Genomic DNA, 23195 nt, shown 5'->3' with positions numbered 1-23195 from the left:
TTTTAAACAAACGGTTTAAAATTGCAATAAACATTTTGTTTATTTTGTTGACATGTTTGCGCATGTGCTTTAACATTTTGTGTATAGCTTAGGATGACTACAGGGAAAATAGTGATGAGAGATATTAAAACAGTCTTAAAGGGCTGGGCAAATGTTAGAGGCACTAAACGAGTAGGTACTGAGTTTCCTTCTCATTCTTCGGGGTTTATATCGGTCAATCAACAGTTTGATTATCGTCCTTTTTTAACTGAAGATGAAGCCGAGTTGGTTGATAAATCTGTATTAAGATTAAGGAGTTCGGATCCGTTCGCTTATGCGGTATTAACTTCTTATTATTTAAATAGGATTTCATGTAACCGTCAGGCTAAGGTGATGGGCAAACGGCCTCATTCTATTTCTGAAACATTAAATTATGCTGAAAAATATGTTTTAGCTAAGATTGATGATGCAATGGACGTCGCTGCTTAAAGTATTTAAATGAAATATCAGACTTTATTTTTTATGTCTATCTAATAACTTTATTTGAGTTAATGGTAATTATCATAACCAGCTTCGGCTGGTTTTTTATTATCTAAATATGGCTGAATGTAGAAATGCGTGATAGGTCATTTTATACATTTAAAAATTATATCAGCTAATTATAATTAAGCTGGTGTTATAGTTTTATTCATTATAATAACGTTGGGTAAGTTAAAGGTTATTAGAACGAAATATTGCATATGTAATTTGTTTTTTATTATTTTTAACTGACAGCGGATTATATTAATCATTCATTTAGGGGATTTAAACATGCCTCTTGCTATTTTTATAGTGAGAGGACAGATATTGCCTATTTCATTGGTGATAAGAGTAATTAATATGCCAACAGAAACATTATCCATCTACAGTGTAAAAGATATTCTCAAGTCTCTTTTACGTTTAACAGATGAACAAATTACAGCTTCATTTCAACCCAATTTGACCAGTCCTCTTGCTGCATTGGCATTATTAGAGGTAGCTCCTTTAGGAGGAGCAAAATTGGAATTTCTTCATCATGATGAAATTGAACGTGTCACTGTTGATTGTTCATCAACTATTCGTTTAACAACCTATGGGGAACAAGCCTATGAATTAATGATGCGCGCTTATTGTGTAATTCATTCCAGCCAAGGTAAAAGTGAATTCAAAAGAAAACATTTAAGCCTTCTTAAAACGTCGCCGATAAGGCAACAAAATGAAGGGTCAATACCAGAACAATCTGTATCAATGGAATTGATCTTAACTCATAAAATCAATGTGGATGTAGAACAGCGACGCATGGACGCTTGCGGTCTGGTTGTTCATACAGAAACCAATAACTTAAAATAAGAAAGAGAGAAATATGTCACTACCTTTATCCCAAATTGTTAATGTACAGCTTAACTCATCACCAGTAGCGCCATTTCGACGCGACTTTGGCACGTTAGCGCTATTCACACCAGAATATGGTCATGTTTTTACCGATCCCAATACCGTATTTATTGAATGTGCCACACAAAATGATGTGGAAAAAGCATTTGGCTCACGTTCTGAAACTGCGGCGGCATCACGTCTGTTTTTTTCCCAAACGCCAAAACCAAAACAGCTTATTATTGCGCGTTGGAATAACACGACTCAGACGATTTCGGCGGTTGAAGCGGCGGTTGAAGGATATCCTGTTAGCACAACATTAGCCGATATGGCCTATATTACCGATGGCTATTTATCATTGGTTGCTGATGGTCAGAAGTTTGATATTTCAGGCTTGGATTTATCAAGCGGCGTATCAAGCTTCACCAGTATTGCTACCATGATTAATTCATTGTTGCCAAAAACCAGCCCAATTAACGTCATCTTTGATGAAGTTGGGCAGCGGTTTATTATTAAAGCTAAAAATGCCGGGCAGCAACATTCTGTTGATTATGTCGTTGATTCAGCATTATCCGGCACCTATATTGGCAAACTGCTACAGTTGGAAAATGGGCAGGCTGAAAAACTGAAAGGTGGCGATGCGGCAACAATCTCCGTGCAATCATTGCCGGAAGCGTTTACCGCATTGCAAAATAAAAATCCAAATTGGTATGCAGCAAGTATTGTTGCGGCATTAACCGATAGTGAAATTCAAGCCGCGTCCGACTGGATTCAAGCCTCTGATAAAAAGGTGTTAGGTTTAACAACGTTAAAATCCTCTCATATTGAAAATAGTAATGGCAATATTTTCAAAAAGCTGGTGGATAAACAGAACGATCGCACAGTGGTTTTATATGATAAGAACGATCAATATGCGATTAACTCTTGGTTAGCTCGAGCATTAGCCGTTAATTTTTCTGCCAATAATTCAACCATTACCATGAAATTTAAGTCATTACCGGGCGTTTCTGCGGATGATTTAACACTGACCGAAGCAAATAAATGTAAAGCATTAGGTCTGAACTATTACACCTATTTTGATCAGGCGGCCATGGTGGCGGAAGGCACTGTGCTTGGCAAACGTTTCTTTGATGAAGTACATATTCTTGACTGGTTTATTGATGCAGTTGAAAAAGAAACCTTTGCTGTGCTTTATCAGTCACCAACCAAAGTTCCTTTAACTGACGCTGGAACCGCTCGATTAATTGCTGCGGTGAAGAAAGTCTGTTTAGAAGGTATTAAAAACGGTGCTTTTGCACCTGGGGTATGGAATGGAGATAGCTTTGGTACATTAAATTCAGGCGATCGCTTAGACGATGGTTTCTATGTATGGGCTGATACCGTTGATAATTTATCAATATCCGACCGTGAACAACGTAAATCACCACCAATCCAAGTTGCAGTTAAGTTAGCAGGAGCCATTCATTCTGTCGATGTGATGGTGAATTTCAATCGTTAATATTTCAATCTATTTATTATTAATTAATTTTAGGCCCATTTAGGGCTTTTTTTATAAGGAAAATAAGATGGCAGTTTTTGATCCACAACAAACAGTAGTAATTTTAAATGGTGTCGTGATGAGTGATTGGGCCGATGGCTCAGATGTGATTAGCGCTACTCGGGCAACAGATATGGGGGCGATGACAATTGGTGCAGATGGTAAAGGTATTTTTATCCGGGAGCCAAATAAATCGGGTACGTTAGCATTAAAAATTAAACAGCATTCAGCAGATAACAAACAGTTTAGTGAATGGGCTCGTCAGCAAGAAAATCTAAAAACATTTGTTCCTTTCACATTAGAAATTCGCGATTTACTTAATGAAGACCAAGTGACGGCCACGAAAGGTTATTTAACCACATTACCTGGTTACGTTCGCGGTGCTGGTCATAATGCCCAAACGTGGACCATCGTATTTGAAAAAATGGATTTCCGCTTTGAAAAAGGATATGCAAACTAATGGAAATGAAACAAGAATTTTCAGTTGATGATGTGACTTATGTTATGACGCCAGCCAATGCCGTTGCAGCCTGGAGTGCATTAAAAAAAGCCGCTTCGTTATTGCGTGGTTTAGAGTTTGGTCATGGTCAGCAACCAGTTTCAATCGGTACGCTGTTGTCTAATTTAGGCGATCCAGTGGTTAATGACATTGAAAAATTGGTGTTTGAGCATACTTCGGTTTCCATTGAAGGAAATGCTTTTAAGCTAAGCAATAAAGTTAATGAACACTTTAATAAATACCGTTCTCATATGATTAATGTGCTTGTTGAGGGGGTGAAATATCAATTTTCTGATTTTTTCTCTGGCGGCGAGAGTCTGTTATCGGGTCTTCTACCGAAGACAGAGTAACAGGCTCTACTGATTGGTTCATTTTTGGCCCCGTTATGCGGGGCCTTTGTACTTTGAATGAGCTAAAAACAATTTATTCAATTGGTGATTTATGCTCATTTCATGAAGCCATAACGGAATGGGATGAGATACAACGCCAGCATAATGAGAAGCCAATAACATGAGTGCAGTAGGGCAATTATCAGATTTATCATCTGGAATGGATAAACTCAATGCTGCGCTACTCAAACTTTCAGGAGTATTGGAAGTTCAGCAACAAGCTGTGCTTAAGAAATTTAATCAATCACACTCCAGAATGACAAAAGATATTGTTAATAATATTGAGAGTAGTGCTTCTAAAATTAACCAATTATTCAGTGGGGTAGATAAGTCTCAATCGAATGTTTTTAAAAATATTACCGCACAATCAAGCCATACCACGTCGATTTTTACTCGATTAGAAAATGGGGTGATCGGTTTTTCTTCTCGTCTTACTGAAATCGCTAAGTTATCAGGTCTGGAAGGGATCGAAAAACAAGCGGTATTACTGTCAGAAAAGTTGAACCTGCTTGTTCAGTATATTAGTAAATTTGCAGCGATAAAGCAGCAATTCGATGAGCTACGTAACCATTTTGGCCAATTCATTGACTTTGTGTCGGAGAAGAAAAATGAGTTAATGACCAGCTTTAAAGGGGTTCGAACCAGCTTTATTAGTCTACTGGCGGTTTTTAGCCAGAATATGGCGGATAAGGTCGATGGGGCGTTTAGTCAGGCAATAGTATCAAGTAAACAATTTTTTAGTCAGTTGGCTGAAAAATGTCAGCAATCTTTTCCTCTATTGTCAAAAATTCCGGCCGGACTTTCTCAGGGAATGAGTAAGTTAAGTTCTGGTATGGATAAAGCTTTTTCCGGGATAAAAAAAGGAGGGCTAACCATTTTTTCTACGTTCTCCAAACTCAAAGGGGTTTTTTCTCATGCTTTTAATATATTGGGCGATATGTCCAAAATTCCGGGCATGGAGGGATTAGCGGAAAAGTATGAAAAAGTGCAGAAGAAAATATCTGAAGTCACAGATAAAGTATTTCAAGAATTATTAGCGGCTTTTTTGCCGATATTACTTGATATTTGTGAGCAACTACTTAAATTTTTGAAAGAGAATAAAGAATCTGTTGATCAATTTATTGCTGCATTAGGTTCAGTATTTTCTTTCTTAGCAAATATACTAACAATGGTTGTGAAAGCGATTTCTTCCGTTATTAATGGGACCGCTGGATTCAATGAGATCCTGATTACCGCCATTGCAACAGTGATTTTATTTGCTAAGTATCTAAGGCTTGCGTTTATTTCAAACCCAATTGGATTGATTATTGCTGCGTTAATTGGCTTATACGCTTTATTTCAAGACTTCTGCAATTACCTTGATGGCGGTGAGTCAAGTCTGGCAGGATTTTGGGAGCCCTTAGTCAAGGGGTTTAATGCGGTTAAACAGTTTGTAATGGGGCTGTTTGATTTTTTTAAAAACCTTATTGTTGGTTATTTCAGTTTAATTTGGCGCATTGTTTCCAATCCATTACAGGCATTTAAAGATTTTATCGCATTTATTCAAGACGCATGTGCGGATATTCCTGACATTATTAGCGATGCTTTTGAGACCGCATGGGATTGGGTCTTAAGTGGTATTGATGCGGTCATCGGCTGGATAAAAGATAAGTTTTCGGCAGTAACCAGTATTTTTTCTGCTATCGGTAGCTTCTTTGGCTTTGGTTCCGATGATGATATTAGTGCCACTGTCGATAAAACGCTGAAGACGGTTAGTGAAGTTCCCAAAGCCGTTGATTCCGCTCGAACAAGGGCTTCCCATCAAATAAGAAGTGCTAAAGATAGAGATATTGCGGTTAATAATCATAGTGAGCAGACGGTTCATATGAATATCACATCGGATAATCCCCACTTAGTTGCTGAAATTATTGATAAAAAATTAAAACAAAGGGATGTGTCAACCTATGAAGATAACCGGGCACAACTAAAGGTATAAACCATGCCAATATCAAATAAACGAGGAAAATCCCGCGCTTCTATTTCTAATCAAGAGCAACGGGTGAGCTTGTATAACCGTAGAGTGGGGCATTTAACGTTAGATGTGACCAAGTCAGAACAACATGGTTCACAGCTGAAAATTACCGAAAATCCGGTTGAATTTGGTGCATCGGTTACTGACCATTCTATGGTGACACCAATATCAATTAGTATCTCTGGCCTTGTTGTTGATTATGACAGTGAGCAGGAGGCTTTTTCTAATACTGCTTCGCCAACCATTCGCGGTAATAAGGATTTTGTGAATGACGTTTCTATTCCGGGATTAAAAAATAGAACTGATTATGCAGAAAAACTGTGTCAAAAAAGGATCAAGAAAAATGCCAGTTTAAATAACGATAGCGCCAAAGAAGCAAAACATGCCATTACGCCATGGTCGCCGGATAACTCTCAAGCTTGGCTGAAAGATCGCTCAGTGAAAAGTAATCGTATTGAACGTATTTATGATGACTTTCTGGCGTTACAAAAGCTAGGTCAGACAATAGAGATTACAACCGGCATTAAGCACTATAAAAATATGTTAATTGAATCTTTATCCGTTAGTCAGAGTTCTGAAGGATTCGCTGATTTTTCAATTACTGCCAGAGAGGTATTTATTGTGCAATCAAAAGTAATAAATGGCGTTGGTATTATTCTAAAAAATGAAAAGCAATTATCAGGACGGGCTGCCAGTCAAGGCTGTGCAAAGACGTCAGTGGGTTCTGTTGCTCCTAAGTAGTTTTCAATTAGAGGCTGATATGTATAAAATAAAATTAAAATCAATGCCTTATCAAGAATTTCACTTCACGATTAGAGACTGTAAATTACGGGTGACTTTACGCTATAACAGTATTGGTACCCAATGGTTTATGGATGTTTATGATGTGAAAAAGCAAAAGGTTATTGTACAAGGGGCTGCATTGGTGGTGGGTACCCCAATTCTTTGGCGCTCACCGACTGAATACTATTTTTATTTAACTGATGAGGAGCAATTGGGTTTAGATCCTATTTTTATGGACGATCTGGATTCTCGCTGTGTATTGCACGTTGGTTTAAAATCAGAGGTATTGGATGAGGCAATTTAATCGCCAGTTTCGGCTTGATATTGGTGATGAAAATGATGGGATCTCCATTAATAACTTACGCGTAGAATTTTCTATCAGTAAAACCATTGATAAAAAACCTAATCCGGCCCAGATTAAAATTTGGAATCTTAATCAAAGCCATCGTGAGCAATTAATTTCATTACAATTTAAATATCTCAAATTATTTGTCGGCTACGATCGGCTGAACATGATTTATGCAGGCAACATTAAGACTACGAAAGTTGTACGTGATGGGCTTGATATTCTTATTGAATTGGAATGTGCTGACGGCGATGTTGACTATAGAAATTCATTTATTTCAAGATCGTTAGCATCAGGGTGTACCGATCAGCATATTATTCAGGCGCTGTCAGACTCAATGAAAAATACCCAACCCGGCTCGATTGATATTCAATCCGAGTTAAGCTTGCCGCGCGGTAAGGTTTTGCATGGAGCCTCACGTGATTTACTGAGTGATATTGCGATAAAGCATAATGCCGATTGGTCGATTCAGGATGGAGAGTTGGTTTTCTTACCTAACGATCGTTTTCTGAATAAAGAAATTACGGTGTTATCACAAGATACCGGCATGATTGGCTCACCGGCAACGTCAGATAAAGATCTTGAAGTCTGTTGTTTACTTAATCCGCAAATACAGGTGGGGAGCAAGGTCCGTATTGAATCCATCGAAAGTATTCATAACGGTGATTATAAAGTGATTAGTGTATTGCATCAGGGGGATGCCATTGGCGGTGACTGGAAAACCACATTACGGTTAATCAATAAAAGGGAAGAAAAGAATGAGTGAGCTATCAACCAGTATGCCCTCACAGGATAATGCGATTGCCAGCACAATCAAGGCAACGTTATTACAAATACACACCGCTTTTCCTGGCAAAGTTGTTGCATTTAACCCAGCGTTACAAACAGCCCAAATTCAACCGATGATCGATCAAGTTCTCATTGATGATACGGTTATTTCTTTACCGGTACTGCTAGATGTTCCCGTTCAGTTTCCTCGAGCAGGTGAATTTGCTTTAACGTTTCCAGTTAAACCTGGTGATGAAGGGCAGGTGATTATTAATGAACGCTGTATTGATGGTTGGTTTCAATCAGGGGATCACAGTAAACCTTTAGATTATCGTTTATTTGATTTATCTGATGCGTCATTTATTCCCGGGATTAGTTCAGTACCAAAAGCGATACCGGCGTTTGATATGGACTGTATTGCGATACGTAAAGTGGATAATTCAGCTTATGTCAAAATTGATGACTCGGGCAGCATTGAGGTCGATGGCCAGCAGATGATTATCAAATGTCCTCTGTTTGTTGAGCAACTTTTGACATATCAGGGCGGAATGGCTGGTTCAGGAGGGAGTGGCGGCGCATCGGCCAGTATTTCTGGCACGGTTAAAGTTGCAGGTGATGTGATTGCCAATGGAGTGAGTTTAACCAATCACAGTCACCCTGGCGATTCAGGAGGAACAACAGGAGCACCGAATGCGAGTTAGACGATTAGATAAAAACCATGATTGGTCATTTGGTTTGGGACGTTTTAATTATGCGCAGGATAGCGAATCTATTGCACAGCGAGTCAAGACCCGATTACTGTCCTTTAAAGGTGATTGGGTACACGATCTGGAACATGGTATTCCCTGGTTGCCGCACTTTGAACGAAGCTTTGATTTATCCCGACTCGAACGAGAAATTAAATTACAGATATTGGAAACGGAAGGGGTTAAATCATTAGACGAGTTCACCATGCGCTTAGATCCCGATAGTCGGCAAATGACGGTGTCCGTTTATTTAACCGACCAATATGACCAACAATTAATAGTAAAAACTTAAACCTGCGGAAGCAGGTTTTTTTATAGGTGAAATATGGGACAACTTACACATACAGGCTATGTTCCTGAAAGGCTAAACACAATAATTGAAGAGCTGCAGTCCGGTTTCAAACGTATTTATGGTAATGATATTAATCTGGATCCTGATTCTCCAGATGGTCAAATGATTGGCTTAATTGGACAGATTAAAGCTGATTTAGAAGAACTGGCAGAAGTGATTTATCAAGCTCTGGATCCGGATCATGCAACAGGCGTGTGGCTAGAACAAAGGGCTGCCTACGCAGGGTTAATTAGACGAAAAGCAAGCTATAGCTACTTACGTAATGTGGTACTTACTGGCGATCCGTTTACCAAAATTTATTCAGGCGCTGTTGTTAGCGATCCAAATAAAAATCGCTGGTTGCTGGTCAATGATGTCACGCTAAATGCTCAGGGGTCGGCAGTGGCCGATTTTCGCAGTGAATATTTAGGCAGCTACCCGGTTAGCGAAAAAACAGAACTAAAAATTGAAATCGTTGTTCTAGGCTGGCGATATGCATTGAGCAGTTATGCTGCGGAGATTGGTCAGGAAGAAGAAAGCGATCCGGTGTTTAGAAAACGCTTTTTTCGTTCACGGGCTAAACAGGCGAAAAATAACGTTGATGGTTTAGTGGCCAGCTTAAATCAATTACCTGACGTTAAAGAAGTGATGATTCTGGAAAACTCGACCAGTGAACCGGATAAAAATCAGGTTCCGGCGCATTCTATCAATGTCATTATTGACGGTGGCGATGATTATTTGATTGCAGAAACCGTATTTAATAGAAAAACTGCAGGAACCGGATTATTCGGTCAAACATCCGTTGTAGTACGTGATACACAAAATATTGCCAGAGATATCTGCTTTGATCGGCCTAAGTGGGCAAACTGCCAAGTTTATTTAGAACTGTGCCGTAATCAAGATTTTACCAGCATTGATATTGATGCAATTAAAGTGGCGATTAGTCAAATGACATTCTCTATTGGTCAGTCAGTGAATATTTCACGCTTATATACGCCGATTAATCAGACTCAGGGTTTTTGGGTTGATAAGTTATTTATTGCCCGTAAGGGCGAACCTCTAAAAGCGCAGAATATTGATATTAATATTCGTGAAATTGCCAACATTCATATTGATGATATTGAGGTGATTGTGCGATGAAATATAGTGAGTTACTGATTTGGCAATATAAAGATAAGCCAAAGGCTAAAGCAACCATTGAGCTGGTTAGCGAACAATATCAAAAAACGGCTCAGGGTTTAATTAGCTTGGTTGAAGCACTCAATATTGATCGCGCAGAGGGTAAAAATCTTGATTTGATTGGGAAACACGTTGGACAGTCACGCATATTAAATCATGCGATGTCAAAAGAGCTATTTGGCTTTTGGGCTTCTTTAAATAGTAAGGGCTTTAGTCAAAAAAGGCAGTCAGGCGGCAGGTGGTATAAAAAAGGCAGTATTTTAGCCGAGTCAGCAATACTGGATGATGAAGACTATCGTTTTTTAATTCGTTGTCGGATCGCTAAAAATTATATGACCGGCACTATTGAAAATATTACTGAACTATTAAGTTTTATTTTTAATTCTGAATCGATCGCCTACGACCAATATGATATGTCGCTTTCTGTTGTGATTAAATCCGATGATATTTCAACATTTAAGCGTTATGCCATCACCCAGCTGGATATTTTACCCAGACCCGCTGGCGTCAATATCTATTTCTATACAGCTATCTCGAATAAGCCCTTTGGCCTATTGGGAGGCGTTGGTGCGTATGCTTTTAATGAAGGACAATTTGCGAGAATACTATGAGTCAATATACAAGACCGGATGAGAAGGTTTTTGCTCAATCAGCCAAAGTAGGCGAGGTTGAGTCATTTCCTGATGTTGAACGAGGATGGGGAGTTGCTTTTGAACAATCAGATGGCATCCCACCAATGGAATGGTTTAATGGGTTAGGTAAAAGGACGGATGAGTCAATTCGTTACCTGCTACAAAAAGGGATATCAGACTGGTCAGCAACGGAAGACTATCCCCTTAATGCTTATGTTCAGCACAAAAATAAAATGTGGGTTGCTGTTAGAGCGAATATCAATGAACAGCCCTTAATGAGCAGCGCCTGGATACAAACCGCATTAACCATTGAAGAAATTAAACGGTTAATTCCGGATGTGCCAGTCAAAAGTGTGAATGGTAAGCTAAATCATGTGGTTCTTAATGCTCAGGATGTGGGCAGTTTTGAACGAAGCAAAAATCTGGCTGATGCTGACCCGGTGATTGTGCGTAAGAACCTGAGACTAGGAGCCGCAGCACTGCGTGATGTTGGTGTCGCCAATAATCAACTGATGCAAGTTGGGGCATTTGGTTTAGGCAATCAGCAGACCCAGTATACCAATGTCACAACGGCAAATAACTTGCTTACTACAGGGTTCTATTTTGTCGCCAGTACGGTGAAAGATATCCCCAAACTAAACGATAGCTATATTCTGGTTCATGTCGGGGTAAATACGGTTTATCAGGACCTAACGGTAGCCAATAGCGGTGAAAAATTTTCTCGGATTAAGCGAGGCAATAGCTGGTCTAACTGGCAATTGGTTATCACCGATGTGAATAGCTTTGCGATTACAACCCCGGTGGGCGTCCCCATGCCTTGGCCGAATATAAATCCACCTTCCGGCTGGTTAAAGTGTAATGGCGCATCCTTTGATAAAAATCGTTTTCCTCTTTTAGCGAAAGCTTACCCCGCTGGTGCTTTGCCTGATTTACGCGGTGAGTTTATTCGAGGCTGGGATGATGGGCGTGGTGTTGATGAGGCGCGAGGGATATTGACGGATCAGAATGATGCGATGCAAAAAATCACAGGGTACTTTCGTTCTATCGACAGGAATTATGACTGGATTGGCGGAAGTGCTTATTTACATAGCCGCTGGAGTACCAGCATTAAAAGTGGTTCTGGTGATGGTTGGGGGACAAATGTCATGTTTGATTCATCCCGAGAGGTGAGAACAGCAGAAGAAACCCGTCCCCGTAATATTGCATTTTTATATATAGTCAGGGCGGCATAATGAATAATATTAAATTTGATAAGTATGGATTAGCCAATAATGAAGGGATCATTCGCGTTTATAACGTTGATTCAATAACTGGCGAATATTTAAATTCAACCGATGAGCTTTTAGTTGCCGGTATAGGATTGCCTCAATACAGTTATCTTGATGAGCCTTTTGTGAGTCGAGCTGGGTTTGCTGTTTGTCGCAGAGATGGTGAATGGCAATATATTGAAGACCATCGGGGGGAAACAGCTTATGTAAAACATAACGGTGCTGAGCAGATTATGTCTGAGTTAGGGCCTATTCCGGCAGAGCTGACACTATTAAAACCGATGACGATTTATGATAAATGGCATGATGATCGGTGGGTAACAGATAAGAACGCTGAGCATCAGGCTGAAGTTGATACTGCAAAAATAGAAAAACAGCAGCGGGATGAGCAAGCCAAAGATGAAATCGTGCGTTTATCTGATGCCATTGAGTTTGGTATTGAACTTGATGACGATCGGGACAGATTAACGACCTGGCGTAAATATCGTATTTTACTCAACCGCGTTGATATTGAGATGGCACCAAATATTCAATGGCCAGAACAACCAGAATAGTCTGCTTAATCAAAGCCGCGATAATCATAGAAAAATTATCGCGGCTTTTTTATTTAAAAAAATCAAGTGAATATGGATATAACTCATGACAATCTACCAACGTCCAGATGAAAAAATCCTCGCTGAGTCATCAAAGCAGGGGGAAGTAAAAGACTTTCCCGATATTTCTCGCGGCTGGGGCGTGGCTTTCGATAAAACCGGCGGTATTCCACCAATGGAGTGGTTTAATGCCTTAGGTAAACGTACCGATGAGGCTGTTCGTTACCTATTACAACGAGGTATTGCGGAATGGTCAAAAACAGAAGATTACCCGGTAGGAGCGCTCGTTTCTCATAATCAAGGGATATGGCTGGCGGAGCAAAGCAGCAAAGGTGTAGAACCGAAAACCAATTCGTTATGGAAGGAAACTGCATTAACCATTGAACAGATCCGTAAGTTAATTCCTGTTAATAGTGTGAATGGAAAAATGGGGAATGTGGTGTTAAATGCGGGGGATGTTGGGGCGTTAAAACGAGGAGACTTTGGTTTAGGTACAAGATCACCTTTATTGCCTGCCGGTACTAATTTTTCTAGCGATTTGGTGACATCGTCAAATAATGAATTCACTTTATCAGGAAAATATATTGGAACTCCGGATGATAATAAAGTGTGGGGGGCTACTTTAACCGTCAAACGTCGACTGTATGATGCTAATTGTGCGTGTACTTTAATTTTATTTCATGAGGGGACTCACTATATAAAGCATGGTAATAAAAGTACTGGTTCTTGGATATGGAGTAATTGGGAAAGTATTATTTTATCATCGGGAGGGACCTTTTCCGGTGAGGTAATTATAGATAAAGATATTGCACCAACGTTTACATTTAAAAAGAAAAATCGTGTATATAGAAATGCTTTTAGTGGTGATGATACATTTATTCACTATATTACTGGTCAGGATGGTGATAAAACCCGATTAAGATGGATTTCTGATAAGAATACATGGAATTTTGAAAGCTGTAACGTCACTAAACATGGCAAAAACTTATTAGTTGATGGTGAATACGGCCTTGGCTCCAAAAATCTTGTTGCTGATTGCAAGTTTACTGATGATATAACAAAGCAAAATGGTGCATTTCAAGCTTCGCCACCAAACGAATTACCTGAATCAATGAAAGGATCAGGTATGTTGGGATGCGCAGGATTAACTATTCCTTATAGGACAAGCAGCCTACCATATTCTTATAGAATATTATTTTCTGCAGATCCCTATGGTGTAGCAAGTAAAACACCGGCGGTATTTTTTCAAGAATATGCTTTAAACGGTTGGGGGAAACCGGTAGAGGCAATAACTACGGCTAATATTGCTAATTATCTTCCGAAAACTACGGTTCTATATCCAGAAGGAACGGAAGCTAATCCCTCAACGCTTTTAACTAATCAGAGGATAATTATAGATAATCCTTATAAGAGCATGAATATACATTGTATTGTTGAATTGTACATACAGGCAGATGACGGTAACTATTATTGGGGACCATCTGGCTCAACATGTTATTGGTATTCTGGCCGAGATTATAGTGGTGGGGTCGATGCTTATCCAAGAAGTGATAATAAAATTGTTGTTATAACCGGTGGGCATGCAGTTGTTATTGGGGGCGTAGCTATTAAAAATATTTGGAACAGGGCACTAAATGTCTTATCAGCGCCTTATCGAGTTCGTGTCACTAAGCTATCCTAAGCTATTTTAGATAGGTAGGAAAATGATAGTGTTCTTATAAATCCTCCTTAATCAAAGGATAGTATTTAGATTTTAAATTTTCTTAATATATTATTTCAATTAGAAATTTATAATTATTCTCAGCCAATAAATTATTTCCAATTCATTTTTTATTACTCAGGTAACCGTTTGTTTATGCGAATGTATAAACAGACTTTTTGTAGGCATACATTAATATGACAATCTATCAACGTCCAGATGAAAAAATCCTTGCTGAGTCATCAAAGCAGGGGGAAGTAAAAGACTTTCCCGATATTTCTCGCGGTTGGGGTGTAGCTTTTGATAAAACTGGTGGTATTCCACCAATGGAGTGGTTTAATGCCTTAGGTAAACGTACCGATGAGGCTGTTCGTTACCTATTACAACGAGGTATTGCGGAATGGTCAAAAACAGAAGATTACCCGGTAGGAGCGCTCGTTTCTCATAATCAAGGGATATGGCTGGCGGAGCAAAGCAGCAAAGGTGTAGAACCGAAAACCAATTCGTTATGGAAGGAAACTGCATTAACCATTGAACAGATCCGTAAGTTAATTCCTGTTAATAGTGTGAATGGAAAAATGGGGAATGTGGTGTTAAATGCGGGGGATATTGGGGCGTTAGATAAGTTAGGTGGAGTTTTGGATGGTGATCTACACGTTCAAAAAAGTGCTCTTGCAATGGTACGTTTAGTCACGAATCATCAAAATAAATTTAAGGCCGATTTATTTTGTAATCATACATTTGGTATAGCAACAGATAATGGAGCCGGCGGGACAACAACTAGATTTCGGTTTACTCCTGATGCAAGTAAAATTTCAGGTGTTTGGAATTTCGAAAATTGTAACGTAACAAAAAATGGCGTTAATATCCCGACGGTTAATCAAGTTGCTAATCAATTAGTTGCTGATTCCACTAGTAAGCAAGTTAGATATGCAAAAATAGCAACAGGTAGAATAAATAGGATTGATATAGGAAATGTTTCATTTTTAGTTTCTGGCGCTAATAACTTTGGTAGCCCAAATAATAATTTAGAGTATGTATCGTTTAGCTGCCGTACAGAGAGTAATAAAGCGACTATTATTCACCAAATTATTACCCCATCATTTCATCCAGATCATCAAAACCGTTATGGCTGGGTATTCAATGCCGTGGATAATACGGTAGAACTTTGGTTGAAAAGCACATCTTACGGTGGTTTTTTAGGCTTAACTAGATTAAGTGGATATCATCCATCTTATATCAGCGTTTGCGATAAACTTATTTGGCAAGATATTGAACCTGAAAAGATTGTTTATGTTGAGCCATCCAAAACAATATCATCAAATGATCCGGTAATCATGAAAGGTGATTATGGTCTTGGTAGTGAGTTAGCTCCATTAATTTCAGATTTTACCGACAATTTGCCATCAGGTTTTTATCGGGCACTTGGCGCAGGTACTGCAACACCTACTAAAAATTTACCGCCGAATACAAAAAATAGCGTGCTTTATGTCATTGTGCAAAAGGCGGGTAATCAAGTCCCTTTCTTTATTGTTCATCAGCATGCCGCTCAGGCTGATAATGTCAGATCTTGGGTTGGTATATATTATAAAGGCAAATTAACCTGGAAAGAGACTACCGTTACTAATAATTTTACTATTCTTTATCCTAATGGCACGGCACAGAATCCGATGACAATTGGTGTAAATACCCGATTAGTTGTTGATAATCCATTTCCCGGTCATTGTGTTATGTGTATTGCAGAAGTTAAATTTCAGGATAAATGGGGACCAACTGGATTTATTTATTCTCCAGGTGGCCCTGGAGGCTATGGCACGGTAGCGCATCAATATGATGATGACAAAATCATTGTACAGACAGGGAATAAAGAAGTTCTAAATGCGGCACATAATACGGGGACTCCCCATGCTTCAGCATCTATAACTTCAGCTCCGCTGCGTGTTAAAGTTTGGAAGGTAACATAATGAAAGTATATGCAAAATTAAATACTTCAGAGCAACTGATTGATGGCAGTACAGGCGACTCCCTGCCATTTGACGGTTACATTAAGATGTTATCTCAGCGCCCAGCAGACGGAGATTGGCATGCCAAATTAGATGGTTTATGGCATAAGGGCGATCCGGCCATTGAGGACGCTTTTATTTCTGAGCAAATGCGCGTAATTGCTGATGAATTATTAAAACATGATGATGACGATGATTCCGCAATAGCTACAAGAGCAGCTTGGATAGAATATCGAAAGGCATTAAGGAAATGGCGTTTTGAGCAAAATATAAATTATCCCGATCCTTCATTTAGACCTATTCAGCCTCAATAAATTATTCCCAAATAAATTTTATATTTCATTAATTACAGTAGTTAGCGGCTATTGATTTATTCGCTGGCTATTTTTTATGAGTAACACTCAATGACAATCTATCAACGTCCAGATGAAAAAATCCTCGCTGAGTCATCAAAACAGGGGGAAGTAAAAGACTTCCCCGATATTTCTCGCGGTTGGGGAATCGTTTTTGATAAAACCGGCGGTATTCCTCCGATGGAGTGGTTTAATGCTTTAGGTAAACGTACCGATGAGGCTATTCGTTACCTATTACAGCGTGGAATTGCTGAATGGTCAAAAACGGAAGACTACCCAGTGGGCGCCGTTGTTTCTTATGATAAAAGGATATGGCTGGCGGAAAAAAACAATAAAGGCATAGAACCAAAAATGAATACCGTATGGAGGGAAAGCGCTTTAACGATTGATTCAGCCAATTTTATTATCGAAGCGCCAAAAGATGGCGAACGTTACGTAAGATGTGCCGGACAATGGGTAAAAGAGGAAGCAACTCAAAGTAATTCAGAGAATATTGTTGAGCATCGATCAGATAAAGACGAGGACTTACACGTTGTCTTTGATATTCCATTGTTAAAAACATTAACGTCTGGCCGCCATATTTGGCAGGCTAAAAAGGGTTTTTGTCTTTATCTCTACTGGCAGAGTGAAGTTAGTGGTACTGATGAGTCCGAATGGACATGTACAAAAATGCGTAATGACTATCCTTTTATATTACAGGTGGATAAGAACTCTTACTTTGATTCACCAGAATATTGGGATGAAGAAGAACCATCAATATGTGTTGAGGGTAAGATGATACCTTATCTATCTTCCGCTGAGGTATATCCTATTTATTTTGAGATTTCAGGATGTGGCAATGGGACGGATATTGATCTCAGTGAAAGAAAACAGAATATATCATTATGGTCCCAATATTGCAGTGGTTCAGGAACTGATGATATTCCTAATAAGGGGGTTGATACTCAAATGGATTGCGATATTCAGGCAATCAGGAGGGCTCAGGAAAACTATGGATCCAGGATTGTTGGTTATAATAATTGTAAAATGACGATTAAAGTTTCGGATGGAAGAGGGAATTTAATTGCAAGAAAAGATGGTTCTTCTGGTTATTATAGCTACTGTTCTTCTAGTGATATCACTTCTGAATATACACTACCTTATCTTCATTGGAGTGGTGTTAAACTTTTTCGCACGGAATTTCCTGATTATTTGGTCAGATTACGATGCGGTGAACAGGCAAGAAAAACCTATGATTTAGACGAGAAGAGTAATGGCAATGCAAAAATCGGATTTACTTGTGATATCGTTTCTCTTGAAGAAAATAAATATAACCGAAATCCAGAAACCTGGAAATCATATGACTTTAAAACCGAAAGCAATGAACTTATTCAGAAAGTAAAAAATGAAGATGCTGTTTATTTAGAACAGATTATGCCGGGAGGCATGTATTTTCAATTTTACGCTGAAGTACAATCCCAATTCAGTGCGAACAAATTCCCATTTGACGGTGCGTCAGTTGTAGCGGCACCTAAAACTCAGTAAAAACATAGCTTCAGTTTTTCCTTAACCTCCTTCTTTCTATAAATGAAGTTAATAAGATTAACTTACAGATATATTAATACCGATTATTCGTCGGATTTTTTGCGTACTTATTAAATAAAAATATATGGATAAAAATTATGACTATCTATCAGCGGCCAGATGAAAAAATTCTTGCTGAATCATCAAAGCAAGATGAAGTAAAACCATTCCCCGATATTTCTCGCGGCTGGGGCGTGGCTTTTGATAAAACCGGCGGTATTCCACCGATGGAGTGGTTTAATGCCTTAGGCCAACGTACCGATGAAGCCATTCGTTACCTGTTACAACGAGGTATTGCCGAATGGTCAAAAACGGAAGACTATCCCGCTGGGGCGCTAGTTTCTTATAACAAAGATGTTTGGCTAGCAGAACGAAATAGTAAAGGAATAGAACCAAAAGCTAATACCGTGTGGAAAGAAACTGCGTTAACCATTGAACAGATTAAAAAACTTATTCCGGTAAATAGTGTTAATGGTAAAACGGGGAGTTTGGTATTAAACGCTAGTGATGTTGGAGCAGTAAGTAAATCTGGTGATACCATGTCTGGCGAGCTTAAAACAACTAACTTAGATGCTCACCGAATTATGGTTAAGAATCGAGCGGCAATTTCAAGGTTTGATGGTTATGATTATTATATATTGTTTACTAATAATAACGATCCCCATGGCACCTGGAATTCCTTAAGGCCGATTAGACTAAATTGGCAAAGTGGTCAGGTAACGTTTAATCATGGTATTAATACTAATTCAATGCTTGATAATTCAACTAATATTGGTAGAACCAATGGCTCACCAATGAAATCTATTTCATCAGATGATGATATTCTATCTTTGCCTATTGGGGCAAAGTTTATGTGTGTTCAATCGGGTGGGTATCAATTGCCGATATCTTATGGCTATATTGAAAAGATATGTAATAGAGATATTGGGCAGGGATTTGGTTGTATGTTCTATTCTTATCAGAGTTCTAGACTTTGGTATGGTTATAAAATGAATACCGATAGTCGTCTAGTTTGGAAGGAAATTATTACAACGGATAATATTAGCCGCCATATAGAGAAAACAACAGTTGGTTCTATTCAATTATTGCCTTTTAGAAAGAATGAATTACCTGTTGGTTGGTATTTTACTAATGGTGATAAGTATTCGTTAACATCTGTTCAAGGGAAGGCGCTTAACTCTTTATCTATATCATTTAAGACTGACTGGGGTATTAAAGTAATAAATAATACCATTAATTTACCTAATCTCTTTCATTCAGATGGGCGAGGTGTATTTTTGAGATCGGTTGATGGCATTTCAAGACAGGTTGGTCATATTCAGGATGATGCTATTCGGAATATTAATGGTGTTATTAATAATGTCAGTGATGGCCGAGGAGGGAGTAATGTTATCAGTTCTGGTGCATTTAAAACGACAAAAGCGATAAAAGGTCATCAGAATGGTACGTCTGGTTATACGCAAGTTTCTGAATTAACATTTGATGCATCATTTACTGTTCCAACAGCTGAAGAAAATCGCCCTTTAAATATGGGAATGACGCCTGCAATTTATTTAGGCATTTAGCTATGACAACAACTAACTATTATTTTGATGATAGGCACTGTTATCGACCCTATACATTTTCATTAGAGGCAAATAGCGACTCACTTACTCCGGATAATGCATTACGTATTGTGCCTGAATTTAAAGCGGGCTACTGGCCGTGCGAGGCAAATGGTCAGTGGCAATTAATCATCGATTTACGAGGTAAAATAGCCTACTCAACGGAGACGAAAGAAAGTATTGTTATTCATCAAGTTGGTGATGTTCCCGTGGGATATACATTACAGAAACCACAACCTTTTGACTTTTGGGATGGCGAACGCTGGATTGAGGATATTGAACAGAAGTCTAGCTATGTAATAGAACAACAAACAGAGCGAAAGAACACGTTATTACAAGAGGCTAATTATCAAATTGAGTTGTTAAAGGATGCAATAAATCTGGATCTTGCAGAAAGCAACGATCAAGAAAAATTATTACAATGGAAGAAGTATCGAGTGTTATTAAATCGGTTGGTCATCGCTAATCCTTCAGATATTGTTTGGCCAGAAAAACCATAAAGCTGATAGATAAGATTCTTCGGTTGTCCTGTTTCAAATAGCAACAACAAACCTATTTCTTGAATTCCACACATTTCTCTTTACACCAACGCGCGAATTAGTCTTAATCTTGCGGTAAGTTAATCCTGTCATTGTTCCGATTTCCAAAGGTCGCTATGTGGTTCTTAAAATTACTGTTCAAGAAAAAATTTGATGCTGAATTTGTTACCGGTTTTTTTCAGGTTCTATCTGAGCGTATTGCCGGTTTAGAACTGGTCTGGAAAAAAGGCGGTAGTGTGGTGGCGCAAGAAAGTGCCTCTTCTGCGGTAATTAAGAAGGGTAAAAAAGTGCTATTTTCTCAGGGGCCGCGCAGTGGATGGGTTGATCCGTTTATAGCAGGAGACGATCGCCAAGCGTTGATAGATGTGACTCAACAGTTTCAGCTTGGTCGGGAGAAACCCAGCTATATGTTAGGCATAGCATGTATGGTGATCTATCTGGTGATTGTTTTTGGCACACTGGGAATGTCAGAGCGTGATGCCACCATCAGTATGATCTATAACATTAGCGTTATTGCTGCGTTGGCGACGACCGGATTGATGGTTTTCAGTTATCGGGCAAACTGGTCTCATAATATTCGTAGCGTTTGTGCCACGTTGTGGGTGTTGGCGATTATTGTTGCTGCACTTTCTTCGGTGTTACTGTTGCCATTGGTGTGGGCCGCTAATCGGCAACAGTTGAATCGCCTATATCCTCAGGATAGCCAAAACAGCAATACAGAATAACATCAGTTAAGGCGGCATAGGATTATGGGGCTTCTCGCTAGGGCTGCTATCCGCTAAACTAGACGGTTAATGACTTACCAATATTGATGAATAAAAAAGAGGTTTTTCATGTATCAGGATTTAATCCGTAGTGAATTAGATGAAGCTGCGCAAGTATTACAAAAATTCCTCAGTGATGACGCCAATATTGAATTGATACAGCGCGCGGCGTTATTGCTGGCTGATTCATTTAAAGCTGGTGGTAAGGTATTGTCCTGCGGTAATGGTGGTTCTCACTGTGATGCCATGCATTTTGCGGAAGAGTTAACTGGTCGTTATCGTGAAAACCGTCCTGGCTATCCGGCTATTGCTATTTCCGATCCTAGCCATATCTCCTGCGTCAGTAATGATTTTGGCTATGACTATGTTTTTTCCCGTTATCTGGAAGCCGTTGGCCGTGAAGGGGATGTCCTGTTTGGCCTATCCACTTCTGGAAATTCCGCTAATATTTTAAAAGCAATTGATGCTGCCCGAGCAAAAGGCATGAAAGTGATTGTTTTGACCGGTAAAGATGGTGGCAAAATGGATGGCTTAGCCGATGTAGAGATTCGTGTTCCTCATTTTGGCTATGCCGATCGTATTCAGGAAATACACATTAAAGTGATTCATATCCTGATGTTGTTAGTTGAAAAAGAGATGGTTAAATAAGCATCTCAGTGTTTGATTATGCTGTCGTAAGTTGTTGCGGAGAGGGAGAGCGGGATGTGTGAGTTACTTGGAATGAGCGCGAATGTGCCGACGGATATCTGCTTCAGCTTTACTGGATTAATGCAGCGTGGTGGGCGTACCGGCCCGCATAAAGATGGCTGGGGAATTACCTTTTATGAAGGGAAAGGGTGCCGGACATTTCGTGACCCTCAACCCAGCTATAATTCACCGATTGCCAAGCTGGTGCAGGACTACCCCATAAAATCCTGTGCGGTTATCTCCCATATTCGTCAGGCTAATCGTGGTGCGGTGGCGCTGGAAAATACCCATCCTTTTACCCGTGAACTCTGGGGGCGTAACTGGACGTTTGCCCATAATGGACAATTGACGGGCTACCGTAGTTTGAAAACGCCGTTTTTTCAGCCGATTGGTGAAACCGATAGCGAGTATGCGTTTTGTTGGATACTTGAACAGTTGAAGCAGCGTTACCCGCGCAAGCCGGCTAATTGGCCAGCAGTATTCAAATTTATCGCTAGCTGTGCCGAACAACTCAGGAAGAAGGGCGTATTTAATATGCTGCTTTCTGACGGCCATTATGTCATGGCTTACTGTTCAACTAATTTGCACTGGTTAACGCGTCGGGCACCTTTTGGTAAGGCAACCTTATTGGATGAGGATGTGGAGATTGATTTTCAGCAGGAGACCACAGCGAATGATGTGGTTACGCTGATTGCTACTCAGCCCTTAACGGGAAATGAACAGTGGCAAAAAATCCAAGCGGGAGATTTTGCCCTGTTTCATTTTGGTGAACGCGTACTCTAGTTTTACTGGTTATTGTGAAAACGGATTATTAGTTTTCTGTTGGTTATTCGCCAGTAATCCCTGAGGAGCAAGGTCATAACGCCCGTTAACCACAATCATATTCGGTGGCTGATGGGTTTTCTCAAAGAAGTCATAGCCTGATTTTAACTGCTGCCAAAAATCGTAGTGCACCGAATGGCTATAGCGTTGTAAATTCTCGTTGGTCATACGGAAAGGGAAGATATTAATATCGACCTGAGGCTGACCGTTAATCAAGGCATAATCAATAAACTGATAAATTTCAGCAATTTGTTTATCAGTCATGGCATAGCAACCACTAGAAACACAGTCGCCGTGCACCATGAGGTGTTTACCGGTGAAACCGTGTTGTTGATCAAACTGGTTGGGATAACCAATATTGAATGAGCGATAGAATTTGCTGTTAGGATTCAGACTTTGGCGGGTAACCTGATAAAAGCCTTCAGGGCTTTTAAAATCCCCCTGATAGCGTTTAGGACCCAGCCCACCGGAGTAGTTACAAATAGGGTAAGCCTGTACTAACTGGTAGTTCCCCTGATTTTGAACAAATAGCTCCAGCTTTTTCTCTTCTTTGATAATGCGAATATAGACAGGCTTACCCAGTAAGCGTTGTTTATCTGGTGATACCGTTGGTTGTTCCACCATAAACGGATCGACTGACTGTGCGCTGGCGTAAAACGAAAGCGGTGATAGTAATAATGCGCTGAGCACGATGAGATATTTGCTCATTTC

At 39.5% G+C, this 23195-nt stretch carries 25 protein-coding genes; 24 read left to right on the top strand and 1 reads right to left on the bottom strand.

Annotated elements, in window-relative coordinates:
- Positions 1-114: 114 nt before the first annotated feature.
- From EL341_RS11995 to EL341_RS11880, 24 genes are all read left to right on the top strand, one after another.
- On the top strand, positions 115-468 hold the full coding sequence (locus tag EL341_RS11995; RefSeq protein WP_047781567.1) for an antiterminator Q family protein: 354 nt from the start codon (positions 115-117) through the stop codon (positions 466-468).
- Positions 469-789: 321 nt separating this feature from the next.
- A complete protein-coding gene (locus EL341_RS11990) occupies positions 790-1347 on the top strand; it encodes a phage neck terminator protein (RefSeq protein ID WP_126467864.1) in 558 nt (185 codons plus the stop codon).
- Positions 1348-1360: 13 nt separating this feature from the next.
- Positions 1361-2866: a DUF3383 domain-containing protein gene (locus EL341_RS11985; RefSeq protein WP_074822478.1), complete on the top strand. Its 1506-nt coding sequence runs from the start codon at positions 1361-1363 to the stop codon at positions 2864-2866.
- A 67-nt stretch (positions 2867-2933) separates the two neighbouring features.
- On the top strand, positions 2934-3365 hold the full coding sequence (locus EL341_RS11980; RefSeq protein ID WP_047781564.1) for a phage structural protein: 432 nt from the start codon (positions 2934-2936) through the stop codon (positions 3363-3365).
- On the top strand, positions 3365-3754 hold the full coding sequence (locus EL341_RS11975; RefSeq protein WP_047781563.1) for a phage tail assembly chaperone: 390 nt from the start codon (positions 3365-3367) through the stop codon (positions 3752-3754). The genes EL341_RS11980 and EL341_RS11975 overlap by 1 nt, the downstream gene beginning before the upstream one ends.
- A 160-nt stretch (positions 3755-3914) precedes the next feature.
- On the top strand, positions 3915-5768 hold the full coding sequence (locus tag EL341_RS11970) for a phage tail protein (RefSeq protein WP_074822481.1): 1854 nt from the start codon (positions 3915-3917) through the stop codon (positions 5766-5768).
- A gap of 3 nt (positions 5769-5771) precedes the next feature.
- The gene (locus EL341_RS11965; RefSeq protein ID WP_074822484.1) at positions 5772-6545 is read left to right on the top strand and encodes a phage baseplate protein; all 774 of its coding nucleotides are present in this window, start codon (positions 5772-5774) and stop codon (positions 6543-6545) included.
- A gap of 19 nt (positions 6546-6564) precedes the next feature.
- The gene (locus EL341_RS11960) at positions 6565-6891 is read left to right on the top strand and encodes a phage baseplate plug family protein (protein ID WP_047781560.1); all 327 of its coding nucleotides are present in this window, start codon (positions 6565-6567) and stop codon (positions 6889-6891) included.
- Positions 6878-7699: a phage protein gene (locus tag EL341_RS11955; RefSeq protein WP_074822488.1), complete on the top strand. Its 822-nt coding sequence runs from the start codon at positions 6878-6880 to the stop codon at positions 7697-7699. Before EL341_RS11960 ends, EL341_RS11955 begins: the two co-directional genes overlap by 14 nt.
- On the top strand, positions 7692-8402 hold the full coding sequence (locus EL341_RS11950; RefSeq protein WP_074822491.1) for a Gp138 family membrane-puncturing spike protein: 711 nt from the start codon (positions 7692-7694) through the stop codon (positions 8400-8402). Before EL341_RS11955 ends, EL341_RS11950 begins: the two co-directional genes overlap by 8 nt.
- Positions 8392-8739 (top strand): hypothetical protein, encoded by a 348-nt coding sequence (locus EL341_RS11945; protein WP_074822495.1) that lies wholly within the window; start codon positions 8392-8394, stop codon positions 8737-8739. Before EL341_RS11950 ends, EL341_RS11945 begins: the two co-directional genes overlap by 11 nt.
- A gap of 33 nt (positions 8740-8772) precedes the next feature.
- Complete coding sequence (locus EL341_RS11940) at positions 8773-9918, top strand: baseplate J/gp47 family protein (RefSeq protein ID WP_074822497.1); 1146 nt, start codon at positions 8773-8775, stop codon at positions 9916-9918.
- Positions 9915-10568: a DUF2612 domain-containing protein gene (locus EL341_RS11935; RefSeq protein ID WP_074822500.1), complete on the top strand. Its 654-nt coding sequence runs from the start codon at positions 9915-9917 to the stop codon at positions 10566-10568. Before EL341_RS11940 ends, EL341_RS11935 begins: the two co-directional genes overlap by 4 nt.
- Positions 10565-11821, top strand: coding sequence for a phage tail protein (locus EL341_RS17725; protein ID WP_074822502.1), 1257 nt, complete (start codon positions 10565-10567; stop codon positions 11819-11821). The genes EL341_RS11935 and EL341_RS17725 overlap by 4 nt, the downstream gene beginning before the upstream one ends.
- A complete protein-coding gene (locus EL341_RS11925) occupies positions 11821-12411 on the top strand; it encodes a tail fiber assembly protein (RefSeq protein WP_126467862.1) in 591 nt (196 codons plus the stop codon). The genes EL341_RS17725 and EL341_RS11925 overlap by 1 nt, the downstream gene beginning before the upstream one ends.
- An 85-nt stretch (positions 12412-12496) precedes the next feature.
- Complete coding sequence (locus tag EL341_RS11920; RefSeq protein ID WP_126467860.1) at positions 12497-14131, top strand: hypothetical protein; 1635 nt, start codon at positions 12497-12499, stop codon at positions 14129-14131.
- Between the two features lie 215 nt (positions 14132-14346).
- Entirely contained in the window at positions 14347-16113 is a 1767-nt protein-coding gene (locus EL341_RS11915; protein WP_126467858.1) for a hypothetical protein, read from the top strand.
- Positions 16113-16466: a hypothetical protein gene (locus EL341_RS11910; RefSeq protein ID WP_126467856.1), complete on the top strand. Its 354-nt coding sequence runs from the start codon at positions 16113-16115 to the stop codon at positions 16464-16466. Before EL341_RS11915 ends, EL341_RS11910 begins: the two co-directional genes overlap by 1 nt.
- 90 nt (positions 16467-16556) lie before the next feature.
- A complete protein-coding gene (locus EL341_RS11905; protein ID WP_074822517.1) occupies positions 16557-18029 on the top strand; it encodes a hypothetical protein in 1473 nt (490 codons plus the stop codon).
- A 137-nt stretch (positions 18030-18166) separates the two neighbouring features.
- On the top strand, positions 18167-19633 hold the full coding sequence (locus EL341_RS17665; protein ID WP_197723506.1) for a phage tail fiber protein: 1467 nt from the start codon (positions 18167-18169) through the stop codon (positions 19631-19633).
- A gap of 2 nt (positions 19634-19635) precedes the next feature.
- Positions 19636-20172, top strand: coding sequence for a tail fiber assembly protein (locus EL341_RS11895; RefSeq protein ID WP_047781548.1), 537 nt, complete (start codon positions 19636-19638; stop codon positions 20170-20172).
- Positions 20173-20327: 155 nt separating this feature from the next.
- Entirely contained in the window at positions 20328-20936 is a 609-nt protein-coding gene (locus tag EL341_RS11890; RefSeq protein ID WP_047781547.1) for a hypothetical protein, read from the top strand.
- A gap of 108 nt (positions 20937-21044) precedes the next feature.
- Positions 21045-21623: a D-sedoheptulose 7-phosphate isomerase gene (gene lpcA, locus EL341_RS11885; RefSeq protein ID WP_047781546.1), complete on the top strand. Its 579-nt coding sequence runs from the start codon at positions 21045-21047 to the stop codon at positions 21621-21623.
- A gap of 54 nt (positions 21624-21677) precedes the next feature.
- The gene (locus tag EL341_RS11880; protein ID WP_074822522.1) at positions 21678-22445 is read left to right on the top strand and encodes a class II glutamine amidotransferase; all 768 of its coding nucleotides are present in this window, start codon (positions 21678-21680) and stop codon (positions 22443-22445) included.
- Between the two features lie 9 nt (positions 22446-22454).
- Here the strand turns inward: EL341_RS11880 and EL341_RS11875 are convergent, their stop codons facing one another.
- Positions 22455-23192: a L,D-transpeptidase family protein gene (locus EL341_RS11875; RefSeq protein ID WP_074822523.1), complete on the bottom strand. Its 738-nt coding sequence runs from the start codon at positions 23190-23192 to the stop codon at positions 22455-22457.
- Positions 23193-23195: the final 3 nt, after the last annotated feature.

Source organism: Pragia fontium, assembly GCF_900638655.1.
Lineage (GTDB): Bacteria > Pseudomonadota > Gammaproteobacteria > Enterobacterales > Enterobacteriaceae > Pragia > Pragia fontium.
Note: the sequence above shows the minus strand (reverse complement) of the source record. Positions and strands in the feature narration are given on the sequence as shown.

Excerpts from the sequence above, each read along its gene's own strand:
- lpcA (WP_047781546.1), top strand. The coding sequence starts at position 21,045 with ATGTATCAGGATTTAATCCGTAGTGAATTAGATGAAGCTGCGCAAGTA.
- EL341_RS11955 (WP_074822488.1), top strand. The coding sequence starts at position 6,878 with ATGAGGCAATTTAATCGCCAGTTTCGGCTTGATATTGGTGATGAAAAT.
- EL341_RS11895 (WP_047781548.1), top strand. The coding sequence starts at position 19,636 with ATGACAACAACTAACTATTATTTTGATGATAGGCACTGTTATCGACCC.
- EL341_RS11880 (WP_074822522.1), top strand. The coding sequence starts at position 21,678 with ATGTGTGAGTTACTTGGAATGAGCGCGAATGTGCCGACGGATATCTGC.
- EL341_RS17725 (WP_074822502.1), top strand. The coding sequence starts at position 10,565 with ATGAGTCAATATACAAGACCGGATGAGAAGGTTTTTGCTCAATCAGCC.
- EL341_RS11925 (WP_126467862.1), top strand. The coding sequence starts at position 11,821 with ATGAATAATATTAAATTTGATAAGTATGGATTAGCCAATAATGAAGGG.
- EL341_RS11995 (WP_047781567.1), top strand. The coding sequence starts at position 115 with ATGAGAGATATTAAAACAGTCTTAAAGGGCTGGGCAAATGTTAGAGGC.
- EL341_RS11940 (WP_074822497.1), top strand. The coding sequence starts at position 8,773 with ATGGGACAACTTACACATACAGGCTATGTTCCTGAAAGGCTAAACACA.
- EL341_RS11920 (WP_126467860.1), top strand. The coding sequence starts at position 12,497 with ATGACAATCTACCAACGTCCAGATGAAAAAATCCTCGCTGAGTCATCA.
- EL341_RS11910 (WP_126467856.1), top strand. The coding sequence starts at position 16,113 with ATGAAAGTATATGCAAAATTAAATACTTCAGAGCAACTGATTGATGGC.
- EL341_RS11975 (WP_047781563.1), top strand. The coding sequence starts at position 3,365 with ATGGAAATGAAACAAGAATTTTCAGTTGATGATGTGACTTATGTTATG.
- EL341_RS11970 (WP_074822481.1), top strand. The coding sequence starts at position 3,915 with ATGAGTGCAGTAGGGCAATTATCAGATTTATCATCTGGAATGGATAAA.
- EL341_RS11875 (WP_074822523.1), bottom strand. The coding sequence starts at position 23,192 with ATGAGCAAATATCTCATCGTGCTCAGCGCATTATTACTATCACCGCTT.
- EL341_RS11980 (WP_047781564.1), top strand. The coding sequence starts at position 2,934 with ATGGCAGTTTTTGATCCACAACAAACAGTAGTAATTTTAAATGGTGTC.
- EL341_RS11985 (WP_074822478.1), top strand. The coding sequence starts at position 1,361 with ATGTCACTACCTTTATCCCAAATTGTTAATGTACAGCTTAACTCATCA.
- EL341_RS11990 (WP_126467864.1), top strand. The coding sequence starts at position 790 with ATGCCTCTTGCTATTTTTATAGTGAGAGGACAGATATTGCCTATTTCA.
- EL341_RS11890 (WP_047781547.1), top strand. The coding sequence starts at position 20,328 with ATGTGGTTCTTAAAATTACTGTTCAAGAAAAAATTTGATGCTGAATTT.
- EL341_RS11950 (WP_074822491.1), top strand. The coding sequence starts at position 7,692 with ATGAGTGAGCTATCAACCAGTATGCCCTCACAGGATAATGCGATTGCC.
- EL341_RS11935 (WP_074822500.1), top strand. The coding sequence starts at position 9,915 with ATGAAATATAGTGAGTTACTGATTTGGCAATATAAAGATAAGCCAAAG.
- EL341_RS11915 (WP_126467858.1), top strand. The coding sequence starts at position 14,347 with ATGACAATCTATCAACGTCCAGATGAAAAAATCCTTGCTGAGTCATCA.
- EL341_RS17665 (WP_197723506.1), top strand. The coding sequence starts at position 18,167 with ATGACTATCTATCAGCGGCCAGATGAAAAAATTCTTGCTGAATCATCA.
- EL341_RS11960 (WP_047781560.1), top strand. The coding sequence starts at position 6,565 with ATGTATAAAATAAAATTAAAATCAATGCCTTATCAAGAATTTCACTTC.
- EL341_RS11965 (WP_074822484.1), top strand. The coding sequence starts at position 5,772 with ATGCCAATATCAAATAAACGAGGAAAATCCCGCGCTTCTATTTCTAAT.
- EL341_RS11905 (WP_074822517.1), top strand. The coding sequence starts at position 16,557 with ATGACAATCTATCAACGTCCAGATGAAAAAATCCTCGCTGAGTCATCA.
- EL341_RS11945 (WP_074822495.1), top strand. The coding sequence starts at position 8,392 with ATGCGAGTTAGACGATTAGATAAAAACCATGATTGGTCATTTGGTTTG.